The organism is Hyphomonas polymorpha PS728 (genome assembly GCF_000685315.1).
GTDB classification, from domain to species: Bacteria; Pseudomonadota; Alphaproteobacteria; order Caulobacterales; family Hyphomonadaceae; genus Hyphomonas; species Hyphomonas polymorpha.
The window spans coordinates 1-16,809 of record NZ_ARYM01000001.1; the positions used below are offsets into that span (position 1 = coordinate 1).

Annotated in this window: 29 protein-coding genes; all 29 read left to right on the plus strand. The window is 60.9% G+C overall.

What is annotated here, in order from left to right; all coding sequences use genetic code 11:
* Positions 1 to 673 (plus strand): EF-Tu C-terminal domain-related protein (locus HPO_RS00005; protein ID WP_035592987.1); only part of this gene is annotated, 673 nt, incomplete at its 5' end.
* A 338-nt stretch (positions 674 to 1,011) separates the two neighbouring features.
* The gene (rpsJ, locus tag HPO_RS00010; protein WP_011647827.1) at positions 1,012 to 1,332 is read left to right on the plus strand and encodes a 30S ribosomal protein S10; all 321 of its coding nucleotides are present in this window, start codon (positions 1,012 to 1,014) and stop codon (positions 1,330 to 1,332) included.
* Positions 1,332 to 2,090, plus strand: coding sequence for a 50S ribosomal protein L3 (gene rplC / locus HPO_RS00015; protein ID WP_035592989.1), 759 nt, complete (start codon positions 1,332 to 1,334; stop codon positions 2,088 to 2,090). The genes rpsJ and rplC overlap by 1 nt, the downstream gene beginning before the upstream one ends.
* Positions 2,090 to 2,734 (plus strand): 50S ribosomal protein L4, encoded by a 645-nt coding sequence (rplD, locus tag HPO_RS00020; RefSeq protein ID WP_035592991.1) that lies wholly within the window; start codon positions 2,090 to 2,092, stop codon positions 2,732 to 2,734. The genes rplC and rplD overlap by 1 nt, the downstream gene beginning before the upstream one ends.
* Positions 2,734 to 3,033, plus strand: a complete 300-nt coding sequence (locus tag HPO_RS00025; RefSeq protein ID WP_035592992.1) for a 50S ribosomal protein L23 — start codon at positions 2,734 to 2,736, stop codon at positions 3,031 to 3,033. The genes rplD and HPO_RS00025 overlap by 1 nt, the downstream gene beginning before the upstream one ends.
* Before the next feature lie 18 nt (positions 3,034 to 3,051).
* Positions 3,052 to 3,882, plus strand: coding sequence for a 50S ribosomal protein L2 (gene rplB, locus HPO_RS00030; RefSeq protein ID WP_035592994.1), 831 nt, complete (start codon positions 3,052 to 3,054; stop codon positions 3,880 to 3,882).
* Positions 3,883 to 3,900: 18 nt separating this feature from the next.
* The gene (rpsS, locus tag HPO_RS00035) at positions 3,901 to 4,179 is read left to right on the plus strand and encodes a 30S ribosomal protein S19 (RefSeq protein ID WP_035592996.1); all 279 of its coding nucleotides are present in this window, start codon (positions 3,901 to 3,903) and stop codon (positions 4,177 to 4,179) included.
* A 2-nt stretch (positions 4,180 to 4,181) separates the two neighbouring features.
* A complete protein-coding gene (gene rplV / locus HPO_RS00040) occupies positions 4,182 to 4,571 on the plus strand; it encodes a 50S ribosomal protein L22 (RefSeq protein ID WP_035592998.1) in 390 nt (129 codons plus the stop codon).
* Positions 4,571 to 5,308, plus strand: coding sequence for a 30S ribosomal protein S3 (gene rpsC, locus HPO_RS00045; protein ID WP_035593000.1), 738 nt, complete (start codon positions 4,571 to 4,573; stop codon positions 5,306 to 5,308). The genes rplV and rpsC overlap by 1 nt, the downstream gene beginning before the upstream one ends.
* Positions 5,309 to 5,311: 3 nt before the next feature.
* Complete coding sequence (gene rplP, locus HPO_RS00050) at positions 5,312 to 5,728, plus strand: 50S ribosomal protein L16 (protein WP_035593002.1); 417 nt, start codon at positions 5,312 to 5,314, stop codon at positions 5,726 to 5,728.
* A gap of 2 nt (positions 5,729 to 5,730) precedes the next feature.
* Positions 5,731 to 5,928, plus strand: a complete 198-nt coding sequence (gene rpmC, locus HPO_RS00055; protein ID WP_035593004.1) for a 50S ribosomal protein L29 — start codon at positions 5,731 to 5,733, stop codon at positions 5,926 to 5,928.
* A 10-nt stretch (positions 5,929 to 5,938) separates the two neighbouring features.
* Positions 5,939 to 6,184, plus strand: a complete 246-nt coding sequence (gene rpsQ / locus HPO_RS00060) for a 30S ribosomal protein S17 (protein ID WP_035593006.1) — start codon at positions 5,939 to 5,941, stop codon at positions 6,182 to 6,184.
* Complete coding sequence (gene rplN / locus HPO_RS00065) at positions 6,181 to 6,549, plus strand: 50S ribosomal protein L14 (protein ID WP_035593008.1); 369 nt, start codon at positions 6,181 to 6,183, stop codon at positions 6,547 to 6,549. The genes rpsQ and rplN overlap by 4 nt, the downstream gene beginning before the upstream one ends.
* A gap of 2 nt (positions 6,550 to 6,551) precedes the next feature.
* A complete protein-coding gene (gene rplX / locus HPO_RS00070; RefSeq protein WP_035593010.1) occupies positions 6,552 to 6,869 on the plus strand; it encodes a 50S ribosomal protein L24 in 318 nt (105 codons plus the stop codon).
* On the plus strand, positions 6,862 to 7,416 hold the full coding sequence (gene rplE / locus HPO_RS00075; RefSeq protein WP_035593012.1) for a 50S ribosomal protein L5: 555 nt from the start codon (positions 6,862 to 6,864) through the stop codon (positions 7,414 to 7,416). The genes rplX and rplE overlap by 8 nt, the downstream gene beginning before the upstream one ends.
* A 19-nt stretch (positions 7,417 to 7,435) precedes the next feature.
* The gene (gene rpsN, locus HPO_RS00080) at positions 7,436 to 7,741 is read left to right on the plus strand and encodes a 30S ribosomal protein S14 (RefSeq protein WP_035593014.1); all 306 of its coding nucleotides are present in this window, start codon (positions 7,436 to 7,438) and stop codon (positions 7,739 to 7,741) included.
* Between the two features lie 16 nt (positions 7,742 to 7,757).
* Positions 7,758 to 8,153, plus strand: coding sequence for a 30S ribosomal protein S8 (gene rpsH, locus HPO_RS00085; protein ID WP_035593016.1), 396 nt, complete (start codon positions 7,758 to 7,760; stop codon positions 8,151 to 8,153).
* 12 nt (positions 8,154 to 8,165) lie between these two features.
* Positions 8,166 to 8,777, plus strand: a complete 612-nt coding sequence (rplF, locus tag HPO_RS00090) for a 50S ribosomal protein L6 (protein WP_035593018.1) — start codon at positions 8,166 to 8,168, stop codon at positions 8,775 to 8,777.
* 4 nt (positions 8,778 to 8,781) lie between these two features.
* A complete protein-coding gene (gene rplR / locus HPO_RS00095; RefSeq protein WP_035593020.1) occupies positions 8,782 to 9,144 on the plus strand; it encodes a 50S ribosomal protein L18 in 363 nt (120 codons plus the stop codon).
* A 13-nt stretch (positions 9,145 to 9,157) separates the two neighbouring features.
* The gene (gene rpsE / locus HPO_RS00100) at positions 9,158 to 9,760 is read left to right on the plus strand and encodes a 30S ribosomal protein S5 (protein WP_035593022.1); all 603 of its coding nucleotides are present in this window, start codon (positions 9,158 to 9,160) and stop codon (positions 9,758 to 9,760) included.
* 12 nt (positions 9,761 to 9,772) lie between these two features.
* Positions 9,773 to 9,958, plus strand: coding sequence for a 50S ribosomal protein L30 (gene rpmD / locus HPO_RS00105; protein WP_035593025.1), 186 nt, complete (start codon positions 9,773 to 9,775; stop codon positions 9,956 to 9,958).
* Between the two features lie 51 nt (positions 9,959 to 10,009).
* A complete protein-coding gene (rplO, locus tag HPO_RS00110) occupies positions 10,010 to 10,489 on the plus strand; it encodes a 50S ribosomal protein L15 (protein ID WP_035593027.1) in 480 nt (159 codons plus the stop codon).
* Positions 10,490 to 10,578: 89 nt separating this feature from the next.
* Positions 10,579 to 11,934 carry a preprotein translocase subunit SecY gene (gene secY / locus HPO_RS00115; RefSeq protein WP_035593029.1) on the plus strand — a complete coding sequence of 452 codons (1,356 nt, stop codon included), beginning with the start codon at positions 10,579 to 10,581 and terminating at the stop codon, positions 11,932 to 11,934.
* Entirely contained in the window at positions 11,931 to 12,500 is a 570-nt protein-coding gene (locus tag HPO_RS00120) for an adenylate kinase (RefSeq protein WP_035593032.1), read from the plus strand. The genes secY and HPO_RS00120 overlap by 4 nt, the downstream gene beginning before the upstream one ends.
* Before the next feature lie 150 nt (positions 12,501 to 12,650).
* Positions 12,651 to 13,019 carry a 30S ribosomal protein S13 gene (gene rpsM, locus HPO_RS00125; RefSeq protein ID WP_035593034.1) on the plus strand — a complete coding sequence of 123 codons (369 nt, stop codon included), beginning with the start codon at positions 12,651 to 12,653 and terminating at the stop codon, positions 13,017 to 13,019.
* Between the two features lie 15 nt (positions 13,020 to 13,034).
* Positions 13,035 to 13,424, plus strand: coding sequence for a 30S ribosomal protein S11 (rpsK, locus tag HPO_RS00130; protein ID WP_011647803.1), 390 nt, complete (start codon positions 13,035 to 13,037; stop codon positions 13,422 to 13,424).
* A gap of 65 nt (positions 13,425 to 13,489) precedes the next feature.
* Positions 13,490 to 14,509 (plus strand): DNA-directed RNA polymerase subunit alpha, encoded by a 1,020-nt coding sequence (locus HPO_RS00135; RefSeq protein WP_035593568.1) that lies wholly within the window; start codon positions 13,490 to 13,492, stop codon positions 14,507 to 14,509.
* Between the two features lie 44 nt (positions 14,510 to 14,553).
* On the plus strand, positions 14,554 to 14,976 hold the full coding sequence (gene rplQ, locus HPO_RS00140) for a 50S ribosomal protein L17 (protein ID WP_035593036.1): 423 nt from the start codon (positions 14,554 to 14,556) through the stop codon (positions 14,974 to 14,976).
* A 163-nt stretch (positions 14,977 to 15,139) separates the two neighbouring features.
* Positions 15,140 to 16,498: a metallophosphoesterase gene (locus HPO_RS00145; protein WP_035593039.1), complete on the plus strand. Its 1,359-nt coding sequence runs from the start codon at positions 15,140 to 15,142 to the stop codon at positions 16,496 to 16,498.
* Positions 16,499 to 16,809 lie beyond the last annotated feature (311 nt).

Here is a 16,809-nt window from a genome sequence, read left to right on the forward strand (position 1 = left end):
TTCGGCTCTGGCCGCCGTTGAAGACCGCGACGCCGAAATCGGCCAGAACGCGATCCTCGAGCTGATGAAGGCTGTCGACGAGTACATCCCGACCCCGGAGCGTCCGCTGGACAAGCCGTTCCTGATGCCGGTGGAAGACGTGTTCTCGATCTCGGGCCGCGGTACGGTTGTGACCGGCCGGGTTGAGCAGGGCATCGTGAAGGTCGGTGAGGAAATCGAGATCGTCGGCATCCGCCCGACGGTGAAGACGACCTGCACGGGCGTCGAGATGTTCCGCAAGCTGCTCGACCAGGGCCAGGCCGGCGACAACATCGGCGCGCTGCTGCGCGGTGTTGACCGTGAAGGCGTTGAGCGCGGCCAGGTTCTCTGCAAGCCGGGCTCGATCACGCCGCACACGCTGTTCGAAGCTGAAGCCTACATCCTGACGAAGGAAGAGGGTGGCCGTCACACGCCGTTCTTCACCAACTACCGTCCGCAGTTCTACTTCCGCACCACCGACGTGACGGGCATCGTCAAGCTGCCGGCTGACAAAGAGATGGTCCTGCCGGGCGACAACGTGAAAATGGACGTCGAGCTGATCAGCCCGATCGCCATGGACAAAGGTCTGCGCTTCGCCATCCGCGAAGGCGGCCGCACCGTCGGCGCCGGCGTCGTGTCCGAAATCAAGAAATAAGCTTCTCGCTCCGGCAAGTCCGTAATCGAGAAGGCCGCCCCGCAAGGGCGGCCTTTTTGCTGCAGAATGCGCTTGAGGAGAGCATCTTTGCGGTCTTGAGCGCAGACAGGGCAGGGGATGCGTCAATCCGGGTCAGTTGGCCTGCAGATTCATCTAAACCAGCTGTTGACGCACCCGATTCTCTGGCATAGAAGCCGCACTTCGCCGGGATGGCTGCGCTTCTTTAACAGCGAACGCTCCCTCGAAACTGACAATTAATCCACACCCCCACCCGGGCGCTCGATGCTGACGAGCCATCGCGCCTTGGGTTAAAGTGTTTTGCGCGGACGGACCAAACGATGGAACGACAAAATATCCGGATCAGGCTGAAGGCCTTTGATCACCGCGCGCTCGACATGTCGGCGAAGGAAATCGTGAACACGGCGAAGCGCACTGGCGCTGAAGTTCGTGGCCCGGTTCCGCTCCCGACCCGTATCGAGCGCTTCACGGTGAACCGGTCGCCCCACATCGACAAGAAGTCGCGTGAGCAGTTCGAAATCCGCACGCACACCCGTATTCTCGACATCGTCGATCCCACCCCCCAGACCGTGGACGCGCTGATGAAGCTCGACCTGTCTTCGGGTGTCGGCATCGAGATCAAGCTCGAGGGAGCCCGCTAATGACGCTTCCTGCTGCCCGTACCGGCGTTCTTGCCCGCAAAGTCGGCATGACACGCATCTTCGCTGAAGACGGCCGCCATGTGCCCGTCACCGTTCTGTCGCTCGATGGCTGCCAGGTTGTTGGCGTGCGCACCGAAGACGAGCGCGCCGTCACCACCAAGAAGGGCGGGGAAGTTACCCGCACCGACGGCTACAAGGCCGTGATCATGGGTGCCGGCGAGAAGAAGGCGAAGAACACCACCAAGGCTCAGCGCGGCCAGTTCGCCAAAGCCGGTGTTGCGCCCAAGGCGAAACTGAAAGAGTTCCGCGTCAGCGGCGATCTGCCGGAAGTTGGCTCGACCGTTCAGGCCGACCATTTCGCTGAAGGCCAGATGGTTGACGTTTCGGCTCTGACCATCGGTAAAGGTTTTGCCGGCGCCATGAAGCGCTGGAACTTCGGCGGTCTGCGCGCCACGCACGGCGTCTCGATCTCGCACCGTTCGCATGGTTCGACTGGTATGCGCCAGGATCCGGGCCGCGTGTTCAAGAACAAGAAAATGGCCGGTCACCTTGGTGATGAGCGCGTCACGACCCAGAACCTGGTTGTTGTGCGCACTGACGTCGAGCGCGGCCTTATCCTCGTCAAGGGTTCGGTTCCGGGCCATGATGGGACTTTCGTTGAAATCCGCGATGCTGTGAAGAAGGCCCTGCCGGCGAACGCGCCTGCTGCTGGTTCCTTCAAGGCTCCGGAAAAGCTCTCCGCCGGGGGTGAAGGCTAATGGAACTCGCAGTTAAAACCCTCGCTGGCGACGCCGCCGGCAAGATTGATCTCGACGACGCGATTTTCGGTATTGACGAAATCCGTGGCGACATCCTGCAGCGCACCGTGCGCTGGCAGCTCGCTCGCCGTCAGGCCGGTACGCACAAGGCAAAATCGCGTTCGGAAGTGAACCGCACGACGAAGAAGTCGATCAAGCAAAAAGGCTCGGGCGGCGCCCGTCACGGTTCGCGCAATGCGCCGATCTTCGTTGGCGGCGGCGCAGCTCACGGCCCGCGTGTTCGCAGCCATGCGCACGACCTGCCGAAAAAGATCCGCAAGATGGCTCTGGCGCACGCCCTGTCGTCCAAAGCGAAAGAAAGCTCGATCCTGGTTCTCGACAAGGCCGAGCTCGACTCGCCCAAGACCAAGGCGCTGCTGGAATCGTTCAAAGGTCTCGGCATCGAGAACGCTCTGATCATCTCGGGCGCGGAAGTGAATGAGAACTTCGCCCGCGCTGCGCGCAACATCCCGAACATCGACGTGCTGCCGGTTGCCGGCCTGAACGTCTATGACATCCTGCGCCGCCGCACGCTCGTCATCACCAAGGAAGCCGCCGAGGGTATCAAAGCCCGCTTCGATGGCGCCAAAGCGGAGGCTGAATAATGGCCGAAGTGAAACCCCACCATTATGACGTGATCCGCCGTCCGCTGATCACCGAAAAGTCGACGCTCGTTTCCGAGCAGAACAAGATCATCTTCGAAGTTGCTCCGGGCGCTGACAAGAAAGCGATCAAAGAGGCTGTCGAAGCCCTGTTCAAAGTGAGCGTCACGAAGGTCAACACCCTGACCCAGAAGGGCAAGACGAAACGCTTTCGTGGCTTTGAAGGCCGCCGTTCCGACGTGAAGAAAGCCATCGTTACGCTCGCTGAAGGCCAGTCGGTCGACATTTCGACGGGCCTCTAAGGGAGAAGGACGAAGCTCATGGCACTGAAGACATTCAATCCGACCTCTCCCGGCCGCCGCCAGCTCGTGCTGGTGGACCGCACGGGTCTGCACAAAGGCAAGCCGGTCAAGGCGCTCACCGAGGGCATCAGCTCCAAAGGTGGCCGCAACAACCAGGGCCGCGTGACCGTCCGCCACCAGGGCGGCGGCGTGAAGCGCCTTTATCGCAAGATCGATTTCAAGCGTAACCGCTGGGACATCCCGGCTGTTGTCGAGCGTCTCGAATACGATCCCAACCGCACGGCTTTCATCGCCCTCATCAAGTATGAGGACGGCGAGCTGGCCTACATCATCGCGCCGCAGCGCCTTGAAGTAGGGGACACCGTCATCACCTCCGCCACGGCTGACATCAAGCCGGGCAACGTGCTGCCGCTGAAGTCCATCCCGGTTGGTACGATCATCCACAATATCGAGCTGAAGCCCCAGAAGGGCGCGCAGATGGTCCGTTCCGCCGGCACCTATGCTCAGCTGGTTGGCCGTGACGCTGGTTACGCTCAGATCAAGCTGGCCTCCGGCGAGCTCCGCATGGTGCTCGACAACTGCCTGGCCACGATCGGCGCTGTGTCGAACCCGGACAAGATGAACGAAGTCAGCTCCAAGGCTGGCCGTAACCGTCACCTGGGCAAGCGCCCGACCGTCCGCGGCGTCGTCATGAACCCGGTCGACCACCCGCACGGTGGTGGTGAAGGCAAATCTTCGGGCGGCCGTCACCCGGTCACGCCGTGGGGTAAGAAAACCCGCGGTCCGAAAACTCGCAACAACAAGGCAACGGATCGTCTCATCATCCGTCGCCGTAACGCTAAACGCTAATCAGGGAGCCCGAGAGACATGTCCCGTTCTGTCTGGAAAGGCCCGTTCGTCGACGGCTACCTCCTGAAGAAGGCTGAAGACGCCCGCTCTTCGGAAAAACGCGCTGTGATCAAGACCTGGTCGCGCCGCTCGACGATCCTGCCGCAATTCGTCGGCCTGAACTTTCAGGTCCACAATGGCAACAAGTTCATCCCGGTCACGGTGACCGACGAGATGGTCGGCCACAAGTTCGGCGAGTTCGCGCCGACGCGGACCTATTACGGTCACGGCGCCGACAAGAAAGCGAAGAGGAAGTAGTCATGGCAAAGGCCAAGAATCCTCCAAAGCAGGCAGCGAATGAATCGCGCGCCGTGCTGCGCATGTACCGCTCGAGCCCGCAGAAGCTGAACCTTCTGGCTCAGCAGATCCGTGGCATGCCGATCCAGCGCGCGCTCAACGAGATGAAGTTCTCGCCCAAGCGCCCTGCAAAGGATGTCTACAAGCTCCTTCAGTCCGCTGTCGCGAACGCCGAGAACAATCACGGCCTCGACATCGACAGCCTGGTGGTTGCTGAAGCACATGTCGGCAAGAACCTGGTCATGAAGCGCATCCGCGCCCGCGCCCGCGGCCGTGCTGCCCGGATCATGAAGCCGTTCTCGCAACTCACGATCGTCCTGCGGGACAATAGCCAGACTGCGGAGGCCGCATAATGGGTCAGAAAGTCAATCCGATTGGCCTGCGCCTCGGCATCAACCGTACCTCGGACAGCCGCTGGTACGCGGATAGCGCCGACTTTGGCCGCCTGCTGCACGAAGACCTCGCGATCCGCAAAGCGATCCGCGAGAAGCTGAAGCAAGCCGGTATCTCGAAGATCATCATCGAGCGTCCGCACAAGAAATGCCTTATCACGATCCACACGGCCCGTCCGGGCCTGGTGATCGGCAAGAAGGGCGGGGACATCGAAGTGCTCCGCAAAGAGCTTGCGAAGATGACCTCGGACGAAGTCCGCGTGAACCTGGTTGAAATCCGCAAGCCGGAAATCGACGCCACGCTGATCGCCGACGACATCGCCCGCCAGCTTGAGCGCCGGGCTTCGTTCCGCCGCGCGATGAAGCGTTCGATCCAGTCCGCCATGCGCCTCGGCGCTGAAGGTGTGAAAGTGGTTGTCTCCGGCCGTCTCGGCGGCGCAGAGATCGCCCGTACCGAGAAGTATGCCGAAGGTTCGGTGCCGCTGCACACGCTGCGCGCCGACATCGACTACGGTACGGCCGAAGCGGAAACCACCTACGGCATTATCGGTGTGAAGGTGTGGGTCTACAAGGGTGAGATCCTCGAGCACGATCCGATGGCTCAGGACAAGCGTCTTGAGACGTCTGGCCAGTCGCGCGCTCGCGCCAACGCCAACCAGCGCGGCCCGGCATCGGGCGCCCAGGCTGCAGGAGCTTAATTCATGCTGCAACCGAAACGCACCAAGTTCCGCAAGGCCTTCAAGGGCCAGATCAGCGGACAGTCGAAAGGCGGCTTCACGCTGGCTTTCGGCCAGTTTGGCCTCAAGGCTCTCGAACCGGAGCGCGTTACCGCGCGCCAGATCGAAGCCACCCGCCGTGCCATCACGCGTGAGATGAAGCGTCAGGGCAAGGTCTGGATCCGCGTGTTCCCGGATGTTCCGGTTACCGCGAAGCCGATCGAGGTCCGCATGGGTAAGGGTAAGGGCGGCGTTGACCGCTGGGTCGCGCGCGTTGCGCCTGGCCGTATCCTGTTCGAAATCGACGGTGTCCCGGAAGAGGTCGCCCGCCAGGCTCTTGCCCTCGGCGCTGCGAAGCTCCCGATCAAGACCAAAGTCGTCAAGCGTATCGAGGGGATCTGATCATGAAGGCCGCCGATGTAAGAGCCAAGAGCGTCGATCAGCTCAATGACGAGCTGGTGAAGCTCAAGAAAGAACAGTTCAATCTGCGCTTCCAGGCAGCCACGGGCCAGCTGGAGAAGACGGGCCGCGTTACCGAGGTTCGTCGCGACATCGCTCGGATCAAGACGGTCCTGCGCGAGAAAGCCCAGGCAGGCAAGTAAGGAGACTGAGATGCCAAAACGTATTATGAAAGGCGTTGTTGTCTCCGCGAAGCAGGACAAGACCGCTATTGTCCGTGTCGAGCGTACCTTCACGCACCCCATGCTGAAGAAGATCGTCCGGAAAACGAACAAGTACCACGCCCATGACGAGAACAACGTCGCGGTCGAGGGCCAGACTGTTGCGATTCGCGAGTGCGCGCCGAAGTCCAAACTGAAGCGCTGGGAACTCGTTACCGATGAAGGGAGTGAGGCATGATCCAGATGCAAACCCACCTGCGGGTCGCCGATAACTCTGGCGCACGCCGCGTGATGTGCATCAAGGTGCTCGGTGGCGCAGGCCGCCGTTACGCCTCGGTGGGCGACGTCATCGTCGTCTCGATCAAGGAAGCGATCCCGACGGGCCGCGTGAAGAAAGGGGACGTCCGCAAGGCCGTCGTCGTTCGCGTCGCCAAGGACATCAACCGTCCGGATGGCTCCACGATCCGCTTCGACAGCAACGCTGCCGTTCTGATCAATAACAATGGCGAGCCGATTGGCACGCGCGTCTTTGGCCCTGTTCCGCGCGAACTGCGCGGCAAGAACCAGGTCAAGATCGCTAACATGGCGCCGGAGGTCCTGTAGTCATGGCTGCAAAGATCAAAAAAGGTGACACGGTCATCGTGATCGCCGGCAAGGACAAGGGCACTAAGGGCGAAGTCCTGAAGGTGATCCCGGACGAGAGCCGGGTGGTCGTGCGCGGCGTGAACCTGGTAAAACGTCACCAGAAGCCGAGCCAGATGGACCCCGGTGGTCTGAAGACCTTCGAGGCACCGGTGCACGTTTCCAACGTTGCCCTTGCAGATCCGCGTGATGGCAAGGCCGTTCGCGTTGGCTTCAAGATTGACCAGCATGGCCGCAAGACGCGCTTTGCGAAACGCTCAGGGGAATCGATCGATGTCTGAGGCATATGAACCCCGCCTCAAGCGGAAATACCGGGAAGAGATCCGGACGAAACTGCAAGAGCAGTTCAACTATTCGAACCCGATGAAGGTTCCGAAGCTCGACAAGGTCGTGATCAACATGGGTGTTGGCGAAGCCGTCAACGACTCCAAGAAGATCAAGGCGGCCCTGGCTGAGCTGGAGCGTATCGCTGGCCAGAAACCCGTTGCCACCAAGGCTCGCAAGTCGATCGCCGGCTTCAAGGTCCGTGAAGGCATGCTGATCGGCGCAAAGGTTACCCTGCGCCGCGACCAGATGTACGAATTCCTTGACCGTCTGACGACGATCGCTCTGCCGCGCGTGAAAGACTTCCGTGGTCTGAACGGCAAGAGCTTCGACGGCCGCGGCAACTACGCCATGGGTATCAAGGAGCACATCGTGTTCCCTGAGATCAACTATGACGAGGTCGAAGAGGTGCGCGGCATGGATATCATCGTCTGCACCACTGCCGAAACGAACGAAGAAGCCAAAGCACTCCTCGCCGAGTGTGGCTTCCCGTTCCGGAACTAGCGCCAGGAGATCTGCTGATATGGCAAAGAAGAGCGCAATCGAGAAGAACAACAAGCGGAAGGCTCTGGCCGCCCGCTACGCGGCCAAGCGCGCCCAGCTCAAGGCAGCTGCGATGGACGAAAATCTGTCGCTGGAGGAGCGCTTCAAGGCGCGTCTCAAGCTTGCCGAACTGCCGCGCAACTCGGCTCAGAACCGTGTTCGCAACCGTTGCGAAGTCACCGGCCGTCCGCGTGCATTCTATCGTAAACTCAAAATGTCGCGTATCGCGCTTCGTGAGCTTGGCTCGCGTGGCCAGGTCCCCGGCCTTGTAAAGTCCAGCTGGTAAGAGAGGAGGGAAGCACATGAACATTTCCGATCCCCTCGGCGATATGCTCACCCGGATCCGCAACGCGCAGATGCGCGGCATGTCCAAAGTGACGTCGCCGGCATCGAAGCTGCGTGCACGTGTTCTCGACGTCCTCACGGACGAGGGATACATCCGGGGTTACGCCGAGATCGAAAAGAGCGGTCACAAGACCCTCGAAATCGAACTCAAATATTATGAAGGCCAGCCGGTCATCTCCGAGATCAAACGTGTCTCGAAGCCTGGCCGCCGTGTCTATTCGTCCGTCTCGGACATTCCGCTGGTGCGTAACGGCCTCGGCATTTCCATCCTGTCGACTTCGCAGGGTGTGATGTCGGATAATGCCGCGCGCGCCAAGAATGTCGGCGGCGAAGTGCTTTGCCGCGTATTCTAGGAGGCAGGTTCCATGTCCCGTATTGGTAAGCTTGCGATCCCGGTTCCGGCAGGTGCAACTGTCACCGTCGCCGGCCAGACGATCAAGGCCAAAGGTCCGAAAGGCGAGCTTGAGCTTGTCCTGCCGGAAGTCATCACGCCGAAGCTCGAAAACAACGAGCTTCTGGTTGCTCCGCGCGCTGACCTGATGAAGGCTGCGAACGACGCGATCGAAGCAGAGAAGGCGAAAGGCAAGCGTCCGCCGACGCTGGCTCAGTCTCTCACGCAGGACGCGCGTACCCAGTGGGGAACCGCTCGTGCCCGTGCCGCCAACCTGGTGGAAGGGGTCACGAAGGGGTACACCAAGACGCTCGAACTCGTCGGCGTCGGTTACCGTGCCCAGATGCAGGGCACTGACCTGAAGCTGGCGCTCGGCTACTCGCACGATGTGATCTTCAAGGCGCCGCAGGGCATCAAGCTCGAAACGCCCAAGCCGACTGAGATCATCATCTCGGGCGCTGACAAACAAACCGTTGGTCAGGTTGCTGCCGAGATCAAGAAGTTCCGTCCGCCGGAGCCGTACAAAGGCAAGGGTATCCGCCTGCAGGGCGAATATGTCCGCCGCAAGGAAGGCAAGAAGAAGTAACGCCATGAAGACGTCACGCGAAAAGATGCAGCGCCGCGCCCAGCGCGTCCGCACCAAGCTCCGCCGGGTCGCTGAAGGCCGTCCGCGCCTTTCGGTGTCGCGCAGCCACAAGAACATCTCGGTGCAGATCATCGACGACGAGAAGGGCATCACGCTCGCCTCGGCATCGACGCTCGAGAAGGAAGTTATCGGTAGCGCGAAAACCGGCGGCAACGTCGAAGCCGCCGCACTCGTGGGCAAGGCAATCGCCGAGCGCGCGAAGAAGGCTGGCGTCGAGGATGTTGTCTTCGACCGCGGTGGTTACATGTTCCACGGCCGGGTGAAAGCCCTGGCAGATGCTGCCCGCGAGGGCGGCCTGAAATTCTGAAGGAGTCTGCCTGATGGCTGAGGAAAGAGGTGAGAAAAGGGGCCGCCGCCGCGACCGCGAGCAACCGCGCGATCGTGAGGAGGAAGGCTCTGAACTCGTCGACAAGCTGGTTGGCATCAACCGCGTTGCGAAGACGGTGAAAGGCGGCAAGAACTTCGGTTTCGCTGCGCTCGTCGTTGTGGGCGACCAGAAGGGCCGTGCCGGCTTCGGCAAGGGCAAGGCCCGTGAGGTTCCTGAAGCCATCCGCAAGGCGACTGAAGAAGCCAAGCGCAACATGGTTCGCATTCCGCTTCGCGAAGGCCGCACGCTGCACCATGACGGCAATGGCCGTCACGGCGCCGGCAAGGTCGTGCTTCGCGCAGCCCCTCCGGGTACCGGCGTGATCGCCGGCGGTCCGATGCGTGCCGTGATGGAAGTCCTCGGCGTCCAGGACGTCGTCGGCAAGTCGCTCGGCTCGTCCAACCCATACAACATGGTGCGTGCCACCTTTGATGCCCTGAAAGGTCAGGCCAACCCGCGTACGGTTGCCTCCAAGCGCGGCCTCAAAGTCCAGGATATCGTTGGCCGCCGTACCGATGGCGCCTCCGAAGCCGGCATGGCCGATTCGGTGAACTGATAGGAGACCTCTATGTCCCAGAAGAAAGTCACCGTCCGTCAGATCGGCAGCCCGATCGCGCGCAAGCCGAACCAGCGTCAGACGCTGATCGGCCTCGGCCTCAACAAGGTCGGTCGCACGCGTGAGCTGGTCGACACGCCGGAAGTCCGCGGCATGATCCGCACGGTCTCGCATCTCGTGGAAGTGGTCGGCGAATAAGGCTCCTGCAGCCTGCCGGCCGTTTCCTTCGCTTATTCGAAAGTTACTGCCATGAAACTCAATGAACTTTCTCCCGCCGATGGCTCCACCAAGAAGCGCATGCGCGTTGGTCGCGGCGTTGGCTCGGGCAAGGGCAAGACGGCTGGTCGCGGTGTGAAAGGCCAGAAGGCTCGTTCGGGCGTTGCTGTGAACGGCTTCGAAGGCGGTCAGATGCCGATCTACATGCGTCTGCCCAAGCGCGGCTTCAAAGCGCCGGGCGCCAAGACCATGTCCTGGGTCAACCTGGGCCGCATCGCCAAGGCTGTCGACGCTGGCACGCTGGACGCTTCCAACGTCACCGAAGAAACCCTCGTGGCTTCCGGTGTGGTCCGCAACGCCCGCGACGGCATCCGTCTGCTGGCCAAGGGCGACGCGCCCAAGAAGCTGAACATCACGGTTACCGGAGCCTCGAAGGCTGCCGTGGAAGCCGTTGAAAAGGCTGGCGGATCGGTCACCCTGACCGGCACAGCGAAAGACGCTGCTGAGGAATAATCTGGGGTTCTTGCTTAACCCCTCTTCACAAATCCCGTGTCGCCGCCGATCTTGGCGGCGAACGCTTTTCAGGGAGGCTCGTGCAGCCGATGGCGAATGCTGCGGAACAAATGGCTCGCAACCTTAATTTTGCGACCTTTGCAAAAGCCAAAGACCTACAGGCGCGGATCCTCTTCACGCTCGGTATTCTGGTCCTCTACCGGCTAGGGACCTTCATTCCGATCCCCGGCCTTGACCCGTCACAATATGCGGCGCTGTTCGAAAGCCAGTCGAGCGGCATTCTGGGCTCGATGAACATGTTCGCCGGCGGCGCCGTCGAGCGGATGGGCGTCTTCGCGCTCAACGTCATGCCCTACATCACCGCCTCGATCATCATCCAGATGATGACCTCGGTGTCTCCTTCGCTTGAGAAGCTCAAGAAAGAAGGGGAGGCGGGCCGCAAGCAGATCAACCAGTATACGCGTTATCTGACACTCGGCTTTGCCTTGGTGCAGGCCTTCGCCATCACCGGCGGTCTCGTGGCCGTGCGCCTTGATGGAATCGCGTCCTGGTTCTTCATCCTCACGGGCGTTGTCACGCTGACGGGCGGCACCATGCTGCTGATGTGGATGGGTGAACAGATCACCGCGCGCGGCATCGGCAACGGCATCTCGCTGATCATCTTTGCCGGCATCGTGGCAGAGCTGCCACGGGCAATCTACAACCTCGTGGCCCAGGCCCGCACCACCTCGGTGGATATCGGCTTCGTCCTGGCCATCGTGGTGATGGTGCTGGCACTCGTCGTCTTCATCGTCTTTGTGGAGCGTTCGCAGCGCCGCCTGATCATCCATTATCCGAAGCGCCAGCAGGCCCAGGGCTTTGCCCAGGGGCAGAAAAGCTTCCTGCCGCTGAAGATCAACACCTCGGGCGTTATCCCCGCCATCTTCGCCACAGCGCTGCTGATGCTGCCGCTGACGGCCGTTGGCTTCCTTGGTGGCAATGCCGCCGACCCGGAAACGACGGGGATGACAGGCGTTCTGGGCTGGCTCGCGACGAATTTCGCGCCCGGCTCCTGGACCTACATTATCACCTATGCGGTCCTGGTGGCGTTCTTTGCCTTCTTCTACACGTCGATCATGTTCAATCCGCAGGAAACGGCGGACAATCTGCGCAAGTATGGCGGCTTCATTCCGGGCATCCGTCCGGGCTCCAACACGGCCGCCTATATCGACTATGTGCTGACCCGCCTGACCACCATCGGCGCCCTCTACCTGGTCTTCATCTGTATTCTGCCTGAGCTCCTGCGGCGATATTTCCCTCAGATTCCGTTTTACATTGGGGGTACGTCTCTGCTCATTGTCGTTTCGGTGACTATGGACACTGTCACACAGATCCAGTCGCACCTGATCGCCCACCAGTATGAGGGGATGATCAAGAAATCGAAACTCGGGGGCAAGAAGAAGTGAACCTGATTCTGTTTGGTCCGCCTGCTGCGGGCAAGGGCACTCAAGCCAAGCGACTCGTTGAGCAGCGCGGCTTTGTGCAGCTTTCTACAGGCGACATGCTTCGCGCCGCTCGGGCTTCCGGGTCCGAACTTGGTCAGCGCGTGGCAAAGATCATGGATGAAGGCGGCCTGGTCTCCGACGAGATCGTGATTGCCCTGATTGACGAACAATTAACCGTCCAGGCCGGCGCGCCGGGATTCATCTTTGATGGCTTCCCCCGCACGATTGGACAGGCCGAAGCGCTCGACAGGTTGCTGGAATCGCGCGGTTCACAGGTGGATCTGGTGATCCGCATGATCGTGGACGATACCAAGCTGCTTGAGCGGGTGACCAAGCGTTTTGAGGAGCAGGGAAGGGCGGACGACAATCCAGCCACCTTCTCCCGCCGCCTGGAGCGCTATTACGAAGACACCGCACCGCTGGTTCCCCTTTATGCCGAGCGGGGCGTGCTGACCGAGATCGATGGAATGGGCACGATTGATACCGTGTCAGGCGAAATCGATGCGGCTCTGAAACAATCCGCGTGAACGGCGCAGTTCTGCTGTTGACGGGGAGAAAACCGTGGCTATAAGCCTCGAAACTTAGCTTCAGGCTTAACCGCCGGTGCGCGCGACGGGCGTGATACTCCCGCTTGGCGCGCATTTCATGTTTTGACATCCGCTTGAGGAGAAACGGCCTTGGCCCGTATTGCAGGCGTAAATATTCCGACCAACAAGCGCGTCGAAATCGCGCTGCGCTATATTCACGGGATCGGCCCGGCTTTCTCCAAAGAGATTTGCGAGAAGGTTGGTGTTGAGCCGTCGCGCCGCGTGAACCAGCTGACGGACGCTGAGGTCATCAAGATCCGCGAAACCATCGACGCCGGTTATCTCGTTGAGGGTGACCTCCGCCGTGACACCTCGATGAACATCAAGCGTCTGATGGACCTTGGTTGCTATCGTGGCCTGCGTCACCGCAAGAAGCTCCCGGTGCGCGGTCAGCGTACCCACACGAACGCACGGACCCGCAAGGGCCCGGCCAAGCCGATCGCCGGCAAGAAGAAATAATAGGACTGACGCCCCATGGCCCGCGAAGCTACTCGTATCCGCCGCCGGGAACGCAAGAACATTACCTCTGGTATTGTTCACGTGAACTCGAGCTTCAACAACACGATGGTCACCATCACCGACGCACAGGGCAACACCATCTCCTGGTCGTCCTCGGGCGTGATGAACTTCAAAGGCTCGCGCAAGTCGACGCCTTATGCCGCTCAGATGGCTGCTGAAGACGCCGCCAAGAAGGCGAAAGAGCATGGCCTGCAGACGGTTGAAGTGCGCGTGCGTGGTCCGGGTTCGGGCCGTGAGAGCGCCCTGCGCGCCCTTCAGGCCGCTGGCCTCACCGTGACGGCCATCAACGATACGACGCCGATCCCGCACAACGGGTGCCGCCCGCCCAAGCGCCGCCGCGTCTGACGAATACTCTCCGGCAGCGCCTCTCCGGCGCTGCTGTCCTTTTCGAGGAACCCTGAATGACCACTGTGAATGACCGTAACTGGAAAGTGCTGATCCGTCCGAACCGTCCTGTCGTCCAGGCCGGATACGACGCCAAGCGCAAAGCAAAGCTCGTGGTCGAGCCTCTGGAGCGCGGCTACGGCACGACGCTCGGCAACGCCCTGCGCCGCGTACTTCTCTCGTCGCTGCAAGGCGCCGCCATCATCGGCGTCCAGATCGACGGCGTTGTCCACGAATTCTCCGCCATCCCTGGCGTGCGTGAAGATGTCACGACGATCGTGCTGAACCTCAAGCAGGTCGCGATCTTCATGGAATCCGATACGCCCAAGCGCATGGTTCTGCGCGCCAAGGGGCCCGGCGAAGTCAAGGCTGGCCAGATCGAAACCCCCGGCGATGTGAAGATCCTCAACCCGGATCTTGTCATCTGTACGCTGGACGGCGGTTCTGAAGTCCGCATGGAATTCACCGTTGCCACCGGCAAGGGCTATGTCGCCGCCGAAGGCCACCGCCCGGAAGACGCGCCGATCGGCTATATTCCGATTGATGCCATCTATTCGCCGGTTCGCCGCGTTGGCTATCAGGTTGAAGACACCCGTGAAGGCACCGTCCTCGATTATGACAAGCTGACCCTTGACGTGGAAACCGATGGTTCGCTGTCGCCGGAAGATTCTGTCGCCTATGCTGCCCGCATCCTTCAGGACCAGCTCCAGCTCTTCATCAACTTCGAAGAGCCCACGCTCGAAACCGGCGGCTCGGCAGACGAAACGGATCTGGGCTTCAACCCGGTTCTGCTCAAGAAAGTCGACGAGCTCGAACTCTCTGTTCGCTCGGCCAACTGCCTCAAGAACGACAACATCGTTTACATCGGCGACCTGATCCAGAAGTCCGAGGCGGAAATGCTCCGCACGCCGAACTTCGGCCGCAAGTCGCTGAACGAGATCAAGGAAGTTCTCGCCGGCATGGGCCTGCATCTTGGCATGGAAGTGCCGGATTGGCCGCCGGAGGACATCGAAGGTCTCGCCAAGAAATACGACGATCACATCTAGCCCAGGAATGACCGGGGCCTGACCACCTCGGAAGGAATGTAGCCATGCGCCACCAGATTGCCCACCGCAAGCTCAACAAGACGACCTCGCACCGCAAGGCGATGTTCGCGAACATGGCTGCCAGCCTGATCGAGCACGAGCAGATCATCACCACCCTGCCGAAGGCCAAGGAAATGGCCCCGATCATGGACAAGCTCGTCAGCCTCGCAAAGAAGGGCGACCTTGCTGCCCGCCGCGCCGCGCTGTCGCAAGTCCGCAATGAAACGGCTGTCCGCAAGCTCTTCGAAGTCTTCGGCGAGCGTTACAAGGACCGCAACGGCGGCTACACCCGCGTTCTGAAAGCCGGCTTCCGCCCGGGCGACAACGCCCCGATCGCCGTCCTCGAACTCGTGGACCGTGACGAATCGGCCAAGGGCGCTGCTGACAAAGCCCGTCACGCCGCTGAGCTGGAAGCTGCAGAAGACTAGTCTTTCGCTGGATCTTTCCAGATCGATTTCATGACGCCCTGGAGCCCCGCTCCGGGGCGTTTTGCTTTTTGCCGTCTTCCGGCCGGGGAAGGGGGCGGGCCGCTGTAAAAACTGTCATCCATGCGCGTTAGGCGCAGAGGGCCACCCTCCTGGAGACAGTCCGATGAAACGCCCTCACCTCTTGTCAGCGACGGCGATGCTGGCCGCGCTTGGCCTGTTCGCCGCCTGCGCCGCCACACCGGTGCAGCCCGCTGCCCTCGCCCCTGAAATGCCCACCGCAGCCACCACGACCGATGCCCGCTTCACCATCGCGGTGATCCCCGACACGCAGAACTATACCGACTACACGCACCAGACCGCAGAAGGCTTCCCGTTTGATGCGGCCGATCTCTTCATCGAGCAGATGGGCTGGATCGCCGATAATCTCGAAAGCCAGGGCGGGGATATCGCCTTCGTTACGCATGTCGGCGATGTCTGGCAGCACGGCACCGTCAAGATCGATCCCGAGCATGAGGCGCGCGGCTTCAAGGCCGTCCCCAATCCGATTTTCGACGCCCATCTCTCGCCCAGCGACAAGGTGAAAACCGTCGAGATGCCCAAGGCCCGGGAAGGCTTCGAGCTGATCGCCGGCAAGACGCCGTTCTCCGTCGTTCCAGGCAATCATGACTATGACGCCACCTGGACCGATTCCAAATTCCCCCCGCGCGTTACCAGCCCCGCCGAAGTCGATCCCAACGACCTCACCTCCCTCGGCATGCTGCATGCTGGCGGGCTCGATAATTTCCGCGAAGTGTTCAATCCGGACTCTGCCTTTTTCAAAGACCAGCCCTGGTATGTTGCCTCCCATGATGGCGGCACGGACAGCGCCCAGATCTTCGAAGCGGGCGGCTATCGCTTCCTGCATATCGGCCTGCAGTTCGATCCGCCGGATACATCCCTTGTCTGGGCGTCTTCGGTGATCGATCAGTATGAGGGCCTGCCCACCATCGTCACCACCCACGACTTCCTCAACCGCAAGGGCGAGCGCGTGCCGAGCCCCGTTGTCGACAGCCATGCTGCCGATCCCGACGCACACAACACACCCCAGATGGTGTGGGACAAGTTCATCAGCCAGAACGACCAGATCTTCCTTGTGCTGGCCGGTCACCAGCATGGCCAGTCGATGCGCGTGGATGACAACGCTTCGGGCCAGAAGGTCTGGCAGATCCTTGCCGACTTTCAGGATCGCGGCCAGACCGCCAAGGATGCGGGACTTCAGTCCGCCTGGCCGGTTGGCATCGGTGATGGCTGGCTGCGCCTGATGACCTTCGATTTCAGCACCGATGTGCCCAGCGTGAAGGTCTCCAGCTACTCCACGCACTACAAGAAGTTCAGCCGCGAAATGCCCGAATATGCCGCCTGGTATCGCGGCCATGAGCAGCCGGAAATGACCGATGCTGAATTCCACGACGCGGATGATTACACCATCACGCTGGAAGACTTCCGTATACGGTTTGACCAATCCGGCCGCGCCGTAAACTGATTATCCGGGAATTATTTTTCCGAAGAAGATCAAAAGGCTCCGGACAATTCCGTCCGGAGCCTTTCATTTTCTGCTTGACGGTTTCATCCGTCTCCATCATAGGGCGCCTCCATTCAGCAACGGAGTGCCCGATGACGTATCGGCCCTTAACTCAGCCAAGGAAGGACGCGGGCCTGGAACAGGTCGCGGCGCGTTTCCGCATGGAGGTTGCTGGATAGGGGCTGACGATCAGTCCCGAAGGCCCGAAAGGGCCTTATGCCCGCCCTCCGCGCGTTTCGCCCGGAGGGTTTTTTCTTGTCTGAAATCCGAAG

What these genes read in the sequence shown, in the direction of transcription:
- rpsJ (WP_011647827.1), top strand. Translation starts at nt 1,012, where the DNA reads ATGGAACGACAAAATATCCGGATCAGGCTGAAGGCCTTTGATCACCGC.
- rplC (WP_035592989.1), top strand. Translation starts at nt 1,332, where the DNA reads ATGACGCTTCCTGCTGCCCGTACCGGCGTTCTTGCCCGCAAAGTCGGC.
- rplD (WP_035592991.1), top strand. Translation starts at nt 2,090, where the DNA reads ATGGAACTCGCAGTTAAAACCCTCGCTGGCGACGCCGCCGGCAAGATT.
- HPO_RS00025 (WP_035592992.1), top strand. Translation starts at nt 2,734, where the DNA reads ATGGCCGAAGTGAAACCCCACCATTATGACGTGATCCGCCGTCCGCTG.
- rplB (WP_035592994.1), top strand. Translation starts at nt 3,052, where the DNA reads ATGGCACTGAAGACATTCAATCCGACCTCTCCCGGCCGCCGCCAGCTC.
- rpsS (WP_035592996.1), top strand. Translation starts at nt 3,901, where the DNA reads ATGTCCCGTTCTGTCTGGAAAGGCCCGTTCGTCGACGGCTACCTCCTG.
- rplV (WP_035592998.1), top strand. Translation starts at nt 4,182, where the DNA reads ATGGCAAAGGCCAAGAATCCTCCAAAGCAGGCAGCGAATGAATCGCGC.
- rpsC (WP_035593000.1), top strand. Translation starts at nt 4,571, where the DNA reads ATGGGTCAGAAAGTCAATCCGATTGGCCTGCGCCTCGGCATCAACCGT.
- rplP (WP_035593002.1), top strand. Translation starts at nt 5,312, where the DNA reads ATGCTGCAACCGAAACGCACCAAGTTCCGCAAGGCCTTCAAGGGCCAG.
- rpmC (WP_035593004.1), top strand. Translation starts at nt 5,731, where the DNA reads ATGAAGGCCGCCGATGTAAGAGCCAAGAGCGTCGATCAGCTCAATGAC.
- rpsQ (WP_035593006.1), top strand. Translation starts at nt 5,939, where the DNA reads ATGCCAAAACGTATTATGAAAGGCGTTGTTGTCTCCGCGAAGCAGGAC.
- rplN (WP_035593008.1), top strand. Translation starts at nt 6,181, where the DNA reads ATGATCCAGATGCAAACCCACCTGCGGGTCGCCGATAACTCTGGCGCA.
- rplX (WP_035593010.1), top strand. Translation starts at nt 6,552, where the DNA reads ATGGCTGCAAAGATCAAAAAAGGTGACACGGTCATCGTGATCGCCGGC.
- rplE (WP_035593012.1), top strand. Translation starts at nt 6,862, where the DNA reads ATGTCTGAGGCATATGAACCCCGCCTCAAGCGGAAATACCGGGAAGAG.
- rpsN (WP_035593014.1), top strand. Translation starts at nt 7,436, where the DNA reads ATGGCAAAGAAGAGCGCAATCGAGAAGAACAACAAGCGGAAGGCTCTG.
- rpsH (WP_035593016.1), top strand. Translation starts at nt 7,758, where the DNA reads ATGAACATTTCCGATCCCCTCGGCGATATGCTCACCCGGATCCGCAAC.
- rplF (WP_035593018.1), top strand. Translation starts at nt 8,166, where the DNA reads ATGTCCCGTATTGGTAAGCTTGCGATCCCGGTTCCGGCAGGTGCAACT.
- rplR (WP_035593020.1), top strand. Translation starts at nt 8,782, where the DNA reads ATGAAGACGTCACGCGAAAAGATGCAGCGCCGCGCCCAGCGCGTCCGC.
- rpsE (WP_035593022.1), top strand. Translation starts at nt 9,158, where the DNA reads ATGGCTGAGGAAAGAGGTGAGAAAAGGGGCCGCCGCCGCGACCGCGAG.
- rpmD (WP_035593025.1), top strand. Translation starts at nt 9,773, where the DNA reads ATGTCCCAGAAGAAAGTCACCGTCCGTCAGATCGGCAGCCCGATCGCG.
- rplO (WP_035593027.1), top strand. Translation starts at nt 10,010, where the DNA reads ATGAAACTCAATGAACTTTCTCCCGCCGATGGCTCCACCAAGAAGCGC.
- secY (WP_035593029.1), top strand. Translation starts at nt 10,579, where the DNA reads ATGGCGAATGCTGCGGAACAAATGGCTCGCAACCTTAATTTTGCGACC.
- rpsK (WP_011647803.1), top strand. Translation starts at nt 13,035, where the DNA reads ATGGCCCGCGAAGCTACTCGTATCCGCCGCCGGGAACGCAAGAACATT.
- rplQ (WP_035593036.1), top strand. Translation starts at nt 14,554, where the DNA reads ATGCGCCACCAGATTGCCCACCGCAAGCTCAACAAGACGACCTCGCAC.
- HPO_RS00145 (WP_035593039.1), top strand. Translation starts at nt 15,140, where the DNA reads ATGAAACGCCCTCACCTCTTGTCAGCGACGGCGATGCTGGCCGCGCTT.